The following is a 12,478-nucleotide window of genomic DNA, read 5'->3' as shown; positions in this document are numbered from 1 at the left end:
GTCGAACGACGTGCCGGACAGCCGGCCGCAAGGTGCCCGACGCCAGGTCAGACCTGCTGGAGCCCCGGGTTCCCCGCCTGCGTCACGAACGACGCGGTCGTGGTGACGGGCGCGCCGGGCGTCGTCACGGCGGCCACCGTACGGAAGTCGGCACGCGCCTGCTGCTCCTCGAGGGTGACCGTCACGTAGCCGCGGCGCCCGTTGTAGAGCTTCATGTGCGGGTTCGCCGTGGTGTACGTCTCCCAGGTGGCCGGCTTGTCGGCGCCGTCCTTGCCGCTGGAGATGGACGTGGCCACGATCTCGGTGCCGACGATCTCCGCGCCGGGTGTCTCGTAGTCGCGCTTGATGTCGTAGGCGTAGGCGACGTGCACGTCGCCGGTGAGGACCATCAGGTTCTCCACGCCGGCGGACTTCGCGCCGTCCAGGACCCGGTCGCGGGAGGCGGGGTAGCCGTCCCACGCGTCCATGCTGAGCTTGGGGTCGTCGGTCAGGTCCAGGCTGCGCCGGGAGAAGTTGACCTGCTGGGGCACGACGTTCCAGACGGCGGTGGACGCACGCCAGCCGTCGATCAGCCAACGCTCCTGCTGCGCGCCGGTCATGGTGCGCGACGGGTCCTCCGACTCGGGTCCCGAGACGTGCGCCCGGTCGCCGTACGCCTGGTCCGAGCGGTACTGGCGGGTGTCCAGCACGTCGAACTGGGCCAGCTGCCCGAAGTGCAGCCGGCGGTAGAGCCGCATGTCCGGTCCGGCCGGCTGCTGCGGCGCGCGCAGCGGCTGGTTCTCCCAGTACGCCCGGTAGGCGGAGGCCCGGCGCAGCAGGAACTCCTCCGGCGGTACGCCGTTCTCGGGCGTCTCGTCGGCGTAGTTGTTCTCCGTCTCGTGGTCGTCCCAGGTGACGACGAAGGGGTGCGCGGCGTGGGCGGCCTGAAGGTCGGGGTCGGACTTGTAGAGCCCGTACCGCAACCGGTAGTCCTCCAGGGTGACCGTCTCGCGGTTGAAGTGGGCCGGCAGGACGCGGTCGGTGTAGTTGCGGGCGCCGCCCGCCGAGTTCACGGCGTACTCGTAGAGGTAGTCGCCGAGGTGGAAGACGACATCGAGGTCCTCGTCCGCGAGGTGCCGGTACGCGGTGAAGTAGCCGTCGTGGTATGCCTGGCAGGACACGGCCGCGAGCTTCAGCCGGCCGAGGACGGCGCCGGGAGCGGGGGCGGTGCGGGTGCGGCCGGCAGGGCTGATCCACGTGCCCGTGCGGAAGCGGTAGTGGTAGACCCGGTCCGCCTCCAGGCCGGCGGCCTCGACGTGGACGCTGTGGTTGAACTCGGGGAAGGCGGTGACGCTGCCCCGCTTGGCGATCCGGGCGAACGCGGCGTCGTGGGCGACCTCCCACTGGACCTGGACCCTGGCGTCGGGCATGCCGCTGCCCGGTTCGTACGGCCTGGGCGCGAGACGGGTCCACAGCACGACGGACGCGGGCTGGGGGTCGCCGGACGCCACGCCGAGCGTGAAGGGGTTCTCGGTGATCTTCCGGCCGTTGATCGTACTGGCGTGCGCGGTGCCGGGCAGGTTCACCGCGAAGGCGAGCGCGGCGGCGGCGGACGTGGCGGTGAGGAAGGTGCGTCGCCCGAAGTGCCGGGCGGCGGCTCTGAGTTCGGGCGAGTGGGTCGTGTGCGCGGGTGTCATGTGGCCCTCCCCTTACGGCTGTTGTCAGTCGCATTGCAGCCGGAGCCGACGAATCCGCGTTGTCGGGGACACAACATCCGTATGGCGGTCGGATGAGATCCGTGTACGACACATGCGCGTACGCTGCGCAAGCATGAACGCTGTAGTGAGAATCGCGGTGGTGACAGGTGCGGGCTCCGGCATCGGCCGGAGCGTGGCACTGGAACTGGCACGGGCAGGACAGGACACGGCCGCCAGTTCGACCGTTCGCCCGAAGTGGGCACTGGCGCTCGCCGGTCGGCGTAACGAGTCGCTGGAGGAGACCGCGGCACTGATCCGTGACGTCCGGCCGGACGCGGACGTGCTCTGCGTGCCGACGGACGTGACCGAACCCGACGCGGTGGCGGCCCTCTTCGCCACGGTCCGTGAGCGCTACGGACGGCTCGACCTGCTCTTCAACAACGCGGGCACGTTCGGGCCGGGCGGCGTCCGCTTCGAGGACCTGGAATTCTCCGCCTGGCGCAAGGTCGTCGACACGAACCTGAACGGCGCTTTCCTGTGCGCGCAGGCGGCGTTCCGGCAGATGAAGGAGCAGGACCCGCAGGGCGGCCGGATCATCAACAACGGCTCCGTCTCCGCGCACGCGCCGCGCCCCGACTCGGCGCCGTACACCGCGACCAAGCACGCGCTGACCGGTCTGACGAAGTCCCTTTCACTGGACGGCCGTCGGTACTCGATCGCCTGCGGCCAGATCGACATCGGCAACGCGGCGACCGAGATGACCGGCGCCATGCAGACGGGCGTCCGCCAGGCCAACGGCGAACTGGCGCCGGAGCCGGTGATGGACGCGGCCGACGTGGCCCGGACCGTGCGGCACATGGCGGAGCTGCCGCTGGAGGCGAACGTGCAGTTCGTGACGGTGATGGCGACGAACATGCCGTTCATCGGCCGGGGCTGACCAGACGGCCGGCGCCGCGAGAACGCCGGGGCCCGGCGCCTCCGCGTTCCCCTCCGCCGGCCGCCGCACCGTGGCACTCTGCGGTCATGGAGCACACGGACACCGGCTGGGAGACCATCGGCCGCCTGCACGACTGGCTGCACGCGCACGCCAAGTACCCGCCGGAGCAGGAGATCCTGCTGCGCGTACTGAAGCTCTCCGAGGAGGTGGGCGAGGTCGCGCAGGCGGTCATCGGCGCGAAGGGCCAGAACCCGCGCAAGGGCACGACGCACAACTGGCAGGACGTCGAGGCGGAGCTGTGCGACGTGATCATCACGGCCATGGTGGCCCTGCGCACGCTCACCCCGGACGCGGGGGAGGTCTTCGCGTCACACCTCGACCGCGTGGCGGCCCGGTCCCGGGAGACCTGAGCGGCACCGTGCCCGTACACATAGTTTCGAAGCCGGCACTCTCGGAAGACTCCTGGGTGGGGAAGGAAGTCGCGCTGTAACGGAGCTGCGGGGGGCCGGAGTTGGGCTTTCGATGCGCTGCCTGTGACGGCCCGGGCGCCCGCTGGGACGCCGGCCGCCGCACCGCGTTGTGCACACGGTGCGAACACCCCACGCGGTCCGGCCGCGATCCGGTCCGGCTGGGCGACATCCTGACGGCCACGGGCGACGCGCTGACGTATCCGACCCGCACGGCCGCCGCCGCGCCGGGCTCCGTGGCCTGCCGCGAGTGCGGCAGCAGCGCGGAGCGGCACCGTACCGTGCACGGCCGCTGGATACTCATCGAGCCCGGCGCCCTCGCGGTCACCACGGTCCCCGTCGGCCACCGCTGGCGCATCGCGGGTGACGGCACAGCGGTCCACCTTCGATCGGCCGCCCCCTCCGACACCTGCCGGGTCAGCCACGTCGACGTCTGCCCGGCCCGCCCGGCGCCCGCGCACTCACCGGCGTTGCACGCGGTGTGGCGGCGGAACGCCCGGCAGGGCGTGTGACGGATGCATGGACGGTCCTCGCTCCGTCCGTCAACTCACCTTGCCGTAAACCTGGTTGACACCTGTTCGTCGACAGCGGTTTGATCTGGACGCTCATCGAACAAATGTCTTCGGAAAGGGAACACTTCATGACGCGCAGCAAGGCGGCAACAGCCGGCATGGCCCTCCTCGCGAGCGGTGCCCTCGTCGTCGGCATGGCAGGTTCCGCCTCCGCGAGCGGCCTCAACGTGAGTGTCAGCAAGTCCTGGGGCACGGCGACGTTCTACCCCGACGGTGACTGGCTCTATGTGACCGACACGTCCGCGGACGGCTACTCGGTGCAGGCCAAGATCGAGCGCTGGCAGAAGATCAACATCGACGCGTGGGGCTGGCGCGATCACCGGACCGGCTGCTACGACACGACCAGCATCGGCCAGCCCGGCACCGGCATCACGACGTGCAACTACGACCTGACCGAGAACGACACGGTGCGGGTCTGCATCGTCCGCAGCAAGGACGGCGTGCGCTACGGCGACTGGCTGTGCAGCGCATCGACCAAGGCCTGATCACGGGCGGGGCCTCCGACGGCGGTCGGAGGCCCTTTCAGGTACAACACGCAAGAGGGGCAGACGAGTCGGGCTGTACGCCGGGTTCTGTGCCCCGGGACCTCGCGGTCGTCGGGGCGACGGCCATCCATCTAGGACCGGCGTTGCCGCCGGCCTCGTGCGGTCTACCCGCGGACTCGGGCGGGCAGCCCTCGAACGTCCGCGCAGGACCACCTTCCGGCGGTCCCTCTTGACCTTGCTCCAGGTGGGGTTTACCTAGCCGCCTGAGTCACCTCAGGCGCTGGTGGTCTCTTACACCACCGTTTCACCCTTACCGAGGACCGAGGTCCCCGGCGGTCTGTTTTCTGTGGCACTGTCCCGCGGGTCACCCCGGGTGGCCGTTAGCCACCACCCTGCCCTGTGGAGCCCGGACGTTCCTCGGGAGGATCACTGCTGATCCCCACGCGGCCGTCCGCCCGGCTCGTCTGCCGTGGTGACCATGCTACCTGCCGTTTCAGAGGAAGTCGGCGGTCTCCAGGTCGAAGCCGAACGGCTCGGGGAGGGGGAGGGGCTTGCCGAACGGCGCCAGGTGGTGCAGTCGGTAGTCGCCGTCCTCCGGGTCGCTGAAGAGGGTCACGGTGGAGGCATCCCGATCCACGAGCAGGTAGAGCGGGATACGACCGCGAGCGTAGCCGCGGCGCTTGGTCTCGCGGTCGATGCTTGGGCGGGACGAGGTGACCTCCAGCACCATGGACACCCCGTCACACGGCATCCAGGAGGCCGCACCGCGGAACAGCCGCAGTGCCTCCGGTGCGAACGTACCGTCCGGGATGACGTGGTCTCTCGGGCTGCCCGGGAGCTCCTTCAGCGTCAGCCCCTTGTTCCCGGAGAACTGCATATCCGTCCGCGACCTCCGGATGACCTGGGCGACGATCTGCCCGATGCAGTCCTCGTGGTCCCCGTCCGGCGGCGGTGTCACAACAATCTCCCCCTCGATCAGCTCCGCCCGGAAGCCCTCTGGCGTGTCCAGCGCCAGGAAGCCCTCCAGCAGGAACTCCGCCTGCGTGAGTTCGTGCGGCATCACAGTCATGTCGTCAGCGTCGGACATCGAGGCACCCGCCGTCCGTGAGATCGCGGTCGTTCCCTCGATCGTGGCACAGGGTCCCGCTCCGCCGACCGGTCGGCGCTTGACCTTGTCGCGGCGTCAACGTTTCTACTGAAGCCATGCGAATCGGAGAGATCGCCGCGATGGTCGGTGTGACCACGCGGGCCGTCCGGCACTACCACCATCTGGGGCTGCTGCCCGAACCCGTCCGGCTGCCCAACGGCTACCGGGAGTACACCGTCCGCGACGCCGTGCTGCTCGCGCGGATCCGGCGGCTCACCGAGCTGGGGCTCGGGCTCGACGAGGTGCGTGACGTGCTCGCGGAGGACGCGGGCCGGGACCTCGTCGAGGTGCTGGAGGAACTCGACGCCGACCTCGGGCGGCAGGAGGCGCTGATCCATGAGCGGCGGGCGCGGCTGGCCCCGCTGCTCGAGCAGGCGCGGGAGGGGCGGCTGCCCGCCGAGGGACCGGTGTCCCCGCTGCTGGCGGAGCTGTTCGACGACATGGCACGCGCGTCCGCGGCGCTGCCAGGGCCCGAGCCGGCGTCCGCGGCCAAGGACCGTGAGCTGCTGGCGCTGCTGGACACGATGGCGCCCACCGAGGAGCAGGAGCGGCTGATGGGGGCGATGCGCCGGATGACCGGGGCGCCGGGCGCCATGGAGCGGGCGTACGCGCTGTACGCGGAGCTCGACGCGCTCGCGGACGCCGACCCGGCCGACCCGCGGGTGGAGCGGACGGCCCAGGACCTCGCCGACATGCTGCCCGACGAGATGGTGCCGCGGCCCGGCCCGGACGGCCCGCCACCGGAGGGGTTCCTGGACGCGTTTCTCGCGGACTTCTCGCCCGCGCAGGCCGCCGTCGTGGAGCGTGCCCTGCGGCTGGCCATGGAGCGTGTCCGGTGAACCGGCTGCTCGGCGCCCTGCGGGGCGTGGCCTACGCGGTGCTGCCCGCAGAGCTGCTGGTGGCCATGTGCCTGGTGGGCGGTGTGCGGATCCCCGCCCTCGTCATCGCCGTCGCGGAGGTGGCCGTCGTGCTGCTGCTCGCCGCGGAGGTGTTCGCCTATCTGCGGCTGCGCAGGGGCGGCCTGACCCGGCGGGAGGCGCTGGCCGAACTCGTGCCGCTGCCCGTGCTGCGTCTCGTCGGCCATGAACTGCGGCTGATGTACAGCCTGGTCCTGTGGGTCGCGCGGCGCCGTGACGGTGTCGGACCGGACGACCGCGCTTACGGGCATGCCCGGGACCAGGCCGCGCTGATGTACGGCTTCATCTTCGTCTGCGCCGTCGAGACGGTCGTCATGGCGGTGCTGTTCCGGAACTGGCCCGCCGTGCACGCGGTGCTGCTCGTCGTGGACGTCTACACCGTCGTGTTCATGCTGGGCCTCCAGGCCGCTGCCGTCACCCGCCCGCACGTCCTGTCGGCGCACACGCTGCGGCTTCGTCAGGCCGGCCATGTGGATCTGCGGATACCGCTGGAGCGGATCGCGTCCGTACGGTACGAGCTGATCTTCACGCACGAGAAGCAGGACGAGGTCCTCGACCTGAAGATCGCCGGGCAGACGTCGGTGACGCTGGAACTGTCCGAGCCGGTGACGTACACCGGCCTGCTGGGGCGGGAGCGGCCCGTCCGGACGGTCCGCGTCCACGCCGACGACGCCCGGGCGTTCGCGAGGGCCCTGCGGGAGGCGGTGGGCGGGGAGCGCCCGGCGACGGCGCCGGTCACGCCGGCGTGAACCGCACCTTCGCCCGCCCCGGGTCGGCCTCGGTGAGCCGCACCCTCAGCCGCTCCCCCAGCGGCAGCGCGCCGGCGCCGCCTTCGACGCGCGCCACCACGGCCGGGTCCTCGAGGTGGACGGTGCCGGCCGCCGGGTCGTTCTCCTTCACGTCGACGACGACCGCGTCGAAGACGTCGCCGATCCGGTCCCGCAGCACGATCGCTTCGACGATGTCGAGGCACTCGCGTTCGACGGTGTTGCCGCGCCGGCCACCCTCGGCCATCTCCTTGGGGAGGGTCTCCAGGGCGGCGGTCACCCACTCCGGCGGCTCCTGCCCCGCGACGGCGGCCAGGCACAGCTCGCCCGCGTAACGGTCGACGAGCCGGCGCAGCGGGGCGGTGCAGTGCGTGTACTCGGCGGCGACCGCCGCGTGGACGGCCGGCACCGGGAGCACGCCACCGGTGAACGCCGTGTACCCGGCGCCGCGCAGCAGCGTCGTGCACTCCTGGAGGAAGGCGGCGTTGCGGGGCTCGCGCGGGTCGAGGGAGCGAACGAGTTCGGCGTACGAGACATGGTGGGGCCAGTCGACGCGCAGCGCCTTCGCCGAGCGGCGCAGCCGCGCCACGGCCCCGTCGGGGGCGGTCGGCAGGGTGCGCAGGATGCCGGTGCCCGACGCGGTCATGAGGCCGGCGGCGGCCATGCCGGTGAGCAGGGAGAGCTGCGCGTTCCAGCCGTCGGCGGGGCGCGGTGCGCGGTACTCGAGGACGTACCCGCCGTCCCGCTCGGTGACCTCCTGCTCGGGGACGTTCAGGGAGATCCCGCCGCGTTCGACCTCGAGCGCCTCGCGCAGGGTGCCGATGTCCTTGAGCAGGGCCAGCGGTTCCTCCGCCGTGCCGGTGTCGATCTGCCGCTGCGCTCCTTCGTAGTCCAGCCTGGCCCGGCTGCGCACGAGCGCCCGGCGCACGTCGGTGCCGACCGTGCGCCCCTCCGCGTCGAGGTCGATCCGCCACAGCAGCGCGGGGGTGCTCTGGCCGGGCAGCAGGCTGGCGGCCCCCTCGGAGAGACCGGGCGGATGGAGGGGGACCTTCCCGTCGGGGAAGTACAGCGTCTGCACCCTCCGGTGGGCCTCCGCGTCCAGCGCCGAGCCAGGCGTGACGAAGGCGGCGACGTCGGCGATCGCGTAGTGGACGCGATAGCCCCCGTCGCGGCGGGCGAGGTGCATCGCCTGGTCGAGGTCGACGGATCCGGGCGGGTCGATGGTGAACAAGGGGATGTCCGTGGCGTCCTCCGCGGGCAGCCGCGGGGTCGTGACAGCGGTCGCGGCCTCGGCGAGGACCGCCTCCGGAAAGTCCCCCGGCACGTCGAGCGTCGTGCGCAGCTCACGCAGGGCGGCGCGCAGCGGGGCCTCGGCTGCGCCGGTCGCTTTCATGTGGCGGCGGGGCATGGACCGAGCGTAGGTCGCGGCAGGGGTGGTGGCATTTCGGCGGGGCGGGGCGGCCTTTGTACTCTGGCGCGGGGCCGCACCCCCACCCCGTGTCCGTACGAAGGAGACCTGCCGTGCTTGTGCTGTTGCCGCCGTCGGAGGGCAAGGCCGATTCCGGCCGCGGGGCTCCGCTGAAGCCGGAGTCGCTGTCCCTGCCGGGGCTCGCGGAGGCACGGGCGGCGGTGCTCGACGAGTTGGTCGAGCTGTGCGTCGCCGACGGTACGAAGGCGCAGGAGGTCCTCGGCCTGAGCGAAGGGCTGCGCGGCGAGATCGCGAAGAACGTGGAACTGCGGACGGCGGGGACCCGGCCGGCCGGTGAGATCTACACCGGCGTCCTCTACGACGCGCTGGACCTCGCCACGCTCGACGCGTCCGCGCGCCGACGGGCCCGGCAGTCGCTCCTGGTGTTCTCCGGGCTGTGGGGCGCGGTCCGGATCGGCGACCGCATCCCGCCGTACCGCTGCTCGATGGGCGTGAAGCTGCCGGGCCTCGGGGCGCTCGGGTCGTACTGGCGCGGCCCGATGGAGTCCGTACTCCCCGAGGAGGCCGGCGGCGGGCTGGTGCTCGATCTGCGGTCGTCGGCTTACGCGGCGGCGTGGAAGCCGAAGGGCGAGGTCGCGAGCCGTACGGCGACGGTACGGGTACTGCACTCCCGGGTCGACGAATCGACCGGGGTGGAGACGCGGTCCGTGGTCAGCCACTTCAACAAGGCGACGAAGGGCCGGATCGTCCGCAGCCTGCTGGAGGCCGGGGCGGCCCCCAGGTCGCCGGCCGCGCTGGTGGAGGCGCTGCGGGACCTCGGACACGTGGTCGAGGCGGAGCCTCCCGCGAAGGCCGGGAAGGCATGGGCGCTGGACGTGGTGGTCTCCGAGATCCACTAGGCGTTGCATCATGCGCAACGCTCGTTGCGCATGATGTTCGGGGTGGGCAGGATGGGGCGCATGACCTCCGTGCTCGGCCTCGCCCCCGTGATCCCTGTCGTCGTCGTCGACGACGCCGCCACTGCCGTACCGCTCGCGCGTGCCCTCGTCGCGGGCGGCCTGCCGGCGATCGAGGTGACACTGCGGACACCGGCCGCGCTCGACGCGATCCGCGCGATCGCGGCGGAGGTGCCCGACGCCGTCGTCGGCGCGGGCACGGTGATCTCACCGGCCGGCGTCTCCTCCGCGGTGGCGGCCGGAGCGCGCTTCCTCGTCAGCCCCGGCTGGACGGACACCCTGCTGGCCGCGATGAAGGCGTCCGGCGTGCCGTACCTGCCCGGTGTGTCCACGACGTCGGAGGTCGTGGCGCTGCTGGAACGCGGAGTGACGGACATGAAGTTCTTCCCCGCGGAGGCGGCGGGCGGCACGCCCTACCTCAAGTCCCTCGCCGGCCCGCTCCCCCAGGCCCGCTTCTGCCCCACGGGCGGGGTGTCGCTCACTTCGGCCCCGTCGTACCTCGCACTTCCCAATGTGGCGTGCGTCGGCGGCACATGGATGCTCCCGCCGGACGCGGTGGCGTCCGGGGACTGGGGCCGGGTCGAGTCCCTGGCGCGGGAGGCGGCGGGGCTGGGATAGCCCGTCACGCACCGCCGCTCCCCACCCCCTCCCCCGCGTCCGGCGGCGACCGGCCTCCTCCGGACGTGTGATCACCGCGTTTCGCACGGGAGGGACACCCCGGCCCCGGACGACCCGGTGGCAGGCTCACCCCTGTCCCCTCCCGTGAGCACAGGAGGCCCGACGGCCGGAGGGCCGGCGGTGACAGGACGCACACGGCCCGATTTCGCGGCAGTTGCCTCCCGGCGCCTGCGGGAGACTCTCGTCCTGGTCGCCCCGGGCGGCTGCGCCGCGGGTCCAGGGAGGAGCAACGGCAGTGGACTTCGACAAGTTGGCGTCACCACTCGCGGCGGCGTACGAGCGATACGTGCAGGAAGGAAGGACGAGAGCTCCGCTCGTCCGGCAGACCCGGATGCTGGGGCTCGTTTCGGTTCGCGAGCGCGCCAAGCCGGTTCGCGTCGTGGTCTCCCTGCAGTGCGATCCGGACGTCCCGCCCGACGTCAGCTGGGGCGAGGGGATCGAACTCAACCACGGCGGCCATGAGGTACGGACCGCCATCGTCGCGCTGGACGCGCTGGACCGCTTGGCCGGCAACCCTGCCGTCAAGCGCATCGCCCCCGCCACGCAACTGCGTCCCTGCCTGCACGCGGCACAGGCCAGAACGGGTACGGCAGACTTCCGGACGGACTCCGGCCTCACCGGCCGCGACGTGGTCGTCGGGGTGGTCGACACCGGCATCGATCCCCGGCATCCCGCCTTCGCCGGCCGGATCGAGCGGATCTGGGACCAGACGATGCCCGGGACCGGTGTCGCGGAAGGGGGCTACGGCACGGAGTTCACCGGCGCCGACCTGACCACGACCCCACTCTCGCGGGACACAGAGGGCCACGGCACCCACGTCGCCGGCATCGCCGCCGGAGAGGAGGGCGTCGCGCCGGATGCCCGCCTCGTGGTGGTCAAGACCGACTTCATGGATGCCCACATCATCGACGGCATCCAGTACGTCTTCCGCGTCGCGGACGAGCTGGGACTGCCCGCGGTGGTCAACCTCAGTCTCGGCGGCCACTTCGACCCGCACGACGGCACCGACCTGATGTCCCAGGCGATCGAGGAGGCGTCGGGGCCGGGCAGGATCGTGTGCTGCGCGGCCGGGAACGAAGGCGACGACGACATCCACGCGAGGATCACCGTGCCGGACGGGACGACACGTACCGTCCCCTGCCATCCGGGCATCCTCGACGGCGCCCCCGACGTCTTCGCCCTCAACGGCTGGTACTCCGGGAGCGACCGGTTCGACATCGCCATGGTCTCGCCGTCCGGTGCGTCGACCCCGTTCCAGGCCGTCCGGCCCTCGGGGTCGCCGGTCTCCCGTCACCAACTGCCGGAAGGCACGGTCGAACTCGTCACCCCGGGACCGGACCGCGCCAACGGTGACCACAACTTCTTCGTAGGGGTCGAACCGACCGGCCACGGTCCCGCCACCGCGCCGGGCGGATGGCGGCTCGTGGTGCGGGCCCGGGAAGTGACCAGCGGCGTGGTGGACGTATGGATGCTCGGCAACGCGGACGCCAGACCGCAGTCGCAGTTCAGCGGCCGCGCCGTGCACGACGCGCTCAAGATCGGCTCGCCGGGCACGGCATCCTCGGCCGTCACGGTCGCGGCCTTCACATCGCGCACGGAGTGGGACGACATCGACGGCACCACCCGCGAGGCGAGCTGGCTCGCAGCCGAGGACATCGCGAGCTTCAGCAGCGAAGGGCCGCGCCGGGACGGCGAACCCAAACCTGACATCGCCGCTCCCGGAGCCATGCTGGTCGCCGCCCTGTCCCGGGACGCCGTCGGTGTCCGCCGTGAGTTCATGACCGACACGAAGCATGTGGCGATGCAGGGCACCAGCATGGCCGCACCGTTCGTCACGGGCATCACGGCTCTGCTGCTGCAGCGCGACCCCGAACTCGGTCCGGCCGGGCTGAAGGACATGCTGCGTGCCGACGCCACGGTCATCGGCGGGACGCCGGGAGTGTTCGACCCGAAGTGGGGACACGGACTCGTCAACGCCAAGGGACTGTGAGAATCGGCGAGTGGACTACGGAAAGCTCGACGCCCGCCTGGCCTCCGCGGTCGAGGAGGCCGCCCGCGCCCCGGAGAGCCGGAGTCTCGTCGTGGTCCTTCGCCTTACGGGAACTCCCTCGGACCGGGAGGTCGCCCGGCTCCGCGAGGCAGGCGTGGAAGCACCCCCGTCGGCGGCCACGGTGCTGACGGGGGTGCTCTCGCCCCGGGATGTGGATGAGCTGTCCGAGGAGCCCTTTGTGATGTCGCTGTCCCTGTCGGGCAGACGGCGCCCCTTGTCCGACGGGTAGCCGCGATCGGGGCCGTACGGTCCGGGCGGCTCCAGGGGGCGGAGGGGGTGGCCGCTGCGCGGGGCGTGATTCCCCTACCCGCCCCTTCCCGCTGTACCGATGTGCGGGCCCGCCGCGTGGGGGCTCCGCCCGGACCCGGCACCGCGCTCCGCGCGGTGTTTCGGGGGC

Annotated in this window: 13 protein-coding genes and 1 other RNA gene; 10 read left to right on the top strand and 4 right to left on the bottom strand. The window is 71.9% G+C overall.

Annotated elements, in window-relative coordinates; genetic code table 11:
- Positions 1-47: 47 nt before the first annotated feature.
- Positions 48-1,676, bottom strand: coding sequence for an alkaline phosphatase D family protein (locus tag ACWGH4_RS19920; RefSeq protein WP_453462485.1), 1,629 nt, complete (start codon positions 1,674-1,676; stop codon positions 48-50).
- 133 nt (positions 1,677-1,809) lie between these two features.
- On the opposite strand from ACWGH4_RS19920, the gene ACWGH4_RS19915 reads away from it, so the two are divergent.
- The 4 genes from ACWGH4_RS19915 (at position 1,810) to ACWGH4_RS19900 (ending at position 4,137) form a co-directional block, all read left to right on the top strand.
- Positions 1,810-2,613, top strand: coding sequence for an SDR family oxidoreductase (locus ACWGH4_RS19915; RefSeq protein WP_453462482.1), 804 nt, complete (start codon positions 1,810-1,812; stop codon positions 2,611-2,613).
- An 86-nt stretch (positions 2,614-2,699) separates the two neighbouring features.
- Positions 2,700-3,023 (top strand): MazG-like family protein, encoded by a 324-nt coding sequence (locus ACWGH4_RS19910; RefSeq protein ID WP_453462479.1) that lies wholly within the window; start codon positions 2,700-2,702, stop codon positions 3,021-3,023.
- A gap of 101 nt (positions 3,024-3,124) precedes the next feature.
- Positions 3,125-3,592: a DUF6083 domain-containing protein gene (locus ACWGH4_RS19905; protein WP_453462476.1), complete on the top strand. Its 468-nt coding sequence runs from the start codon at positions 3,125-3,127 to the stop codon at positions 3,590-3,592.
- A gap of 128 nt (positions 3,593-3,720) precedes the next feature.
- Positions 3,721-4,137, top strand: a complete 417-nt coding sequence (locus ACWGH4_RS19900) for a hypothetical protein (RefSeq protein WP_453462473.1) — start codon at positions 3,721-3,723, stop codon at positions 4,135-4,137.
- A gap of 60 nt (positions 4,138-4,197) precedes the next feature.
- On the opposite strand, the gene rnpB is transcribed toward ACWGH4_RS19900, so the two are convergent.
- An RNA gene (rnpB, locus tag ACWGH4_RS19895) (RNase P RNA component class A) lies at positions 4,198-4,600 on the bottom strand.
- A gap of 30 nt (positions 4,601-4,630) precedes the next feature.
- Entirely contained in the window at positions 4,631-5,206 is a 576-nt protein-coding gene (locus ACWGH4_RS19890) for a Uma2 family endonuclease (protein WP_453462470.1), read from the bottom strand.
- Between the two features lie 134 nt (positions 5,207-5,340).
- Between ACWGH4_RS19890 and ACWGH4_RS19885 the strand changes: the two genes are divergently transcribed.
- Together ACWGH4_RS19885 and ACWGH4_RS19880 are read left to right on the top strand one after the other, a co-directional pair.
- Positions 5,341-6,123, top strand: coding sequence for a MerR family transcriptional regulator (locus tag ACWGH4_RS19885; RefSeq protein WP_453462467.1), 783 nt, complete (start codon positions 5,341-5,343; stop codon positions 6,121-6,123).
- Complete coding sequence (locus tag ACWGH4_RS19880; protein WP_453462464.1) at positions 6,120-6,950, top strand: hypothetical protein; 831 nt, start codon at positions 6,120-6,122, stop codon at positions 6,948-6,950. Before ACWGH4_RS19885 ends, ACWGH4_RS19880 begins: the two co-directional genes overlap by 4 nt.
- Here ACWGH4_RS19880 and ACWGH4_RS19875 read toward each other — a convergent pair.
- Positions 6,937-8,376 carry an RNB domain-containing ribonuclease gene (locus ACWGH4_RS19875; RefSeq protein ID WP_453462461.1) on the bottom strand — a complete coding sequence of 480 codons (1,440 nt, stop codon included), beginning with the start codon at positions 8,374-8,376 and terminating at the stop codon, positions 6,937-6,939. The genes ACWGH4_RS19880 and ACWGH4_RS19875 overlap by 14 nt on opposite strands.
- A gap of 113 nt (positions 8,377-8,489) precedes the next feature.
- On the opposite strand from ACWGH4_RS19875, the gene yaaA reads away from it, so the two are divergent.
- From yaaA to ACWGH4_RS19855, 4 genes are all read left to right on the top strand, one after another.
- Entirely contained in the window at positions 8,490-9,296 is an 807-nt protein-coding gene (gene yaaA / locus ACWGH4_RS19870; protein WP_453462458.1) for a peroxide stress protein YaaA, read from the top strand.
- A 60-nt stretch (positions 9,297-9,356) separates the two neighbouring features.
- Complete coding sequence (gene eda, locus ACWGH4_RS19865; protein WP_453462455.1) at positions 9,357-9,971, top strand: bifunctional 4-hydroxy-2-oxoglutarate aldolase/2-dehydro-3-deoxy-phosphogluconate aldolase; 615 nt, start codon at positions 9,357-9,359, stop codon at positions 9,969-9,971.
- A 295-nt stretch (positions 9,972-10,266) separates the two neighbouring features.
- Positions 10,267-12,021 carry a S8 family serine peptidase gene (locus ACWGH4_RS19860; RefSeq protein ID WP_453462452.1) on the top strand — a complete coding sequence of 585 codons (1,755 nt, stop codon included), beginning with the start codon at positions 10,267-10,269 and terminating at the stop codon, positions 12,019-12,021.
- A 10-nt stretch (positions 12,022-12,031) separates the two neighbouring features.
- Complete coding sequence (locus ACWGH4_RS19855) at positions 12,032-12,310, top strand: hypothetical protein (protein ID WP_453462449.1); 279 nt, start codon at positions 12,032-12,034, stop codon at positions 12,308-12,310.
- Positions 12,311-12,478: the final 168 nt, after the last annotated feature.

The sequence above is a fragment of the Streptomyces sp. NPDC054847 genome (assembly GCF_053610925.1).
This window is presented reverse-complemented; position numbering and strand designations above follow the sequence as displayed.

Excerpts from the sequence above, each read along its gene's own strand:
- ACWGH4_RS19920 (WP_453462485.1), bottom strand. The coding sequence starts at position 1,676 with ATGACACCCGCGCACACGACCCACTCGCCCGAACTCAGAGCCGCCGCC.
- ACWGH4_RS19915 (WP_453462482.1), top strand. The coding sequence starts at position 1,810 with ATGAACGCTGTAGTGAGAATCGCGGTGGTGACAGGTGCGGGCTCCGGC.
- ACWGH4_RS19910 (WP_453462479.1), top strand. The coding sequence starts at position 2,700 with ATGGAGCACACGGACACCGGCTGGGAGACCATCGGCCGCCTGCACGAC.
- ACWGH4_RS19900 (WP_453462473.1), top strand. The coding sequence starts at position 3,721 with ATGACGCGCAGCAAGGCGGCAACAGCCGGCATGGCCCTCCTCGCGAGC.
- ACWGH4_RS19890 (WP_453462470.1), bottom strand. The coding sequence starts at position 5,206 with ATGACTGTGATGCCGCACGAACTCACGCAGGCGGAGTTCCTGCTGGAG.
- ACWGH4_RS19885 (WP_453462467.1), top strand. The coding sequence starts at position 5,341 with ATGCGAATCGGAGAGATCGCCGCGATGGTCGGTGTGACCACGCGGGCC.
- ACWGH4_RS19875 (WP_453462461.1), bottom strand. The coding sequence starts at position 8,376 with ATGCCCCGCCGCCACATGAAAGCGACCGGCGCAGCCGAGGCCCCGCTG.
- eda (WP_453462455.1), top strand. The coding sequence starts at position 9,357 with ATGACCTCCGTGCTCGGCCTCGCCCCCGTGATCCCTGTCGTCGTCGTC.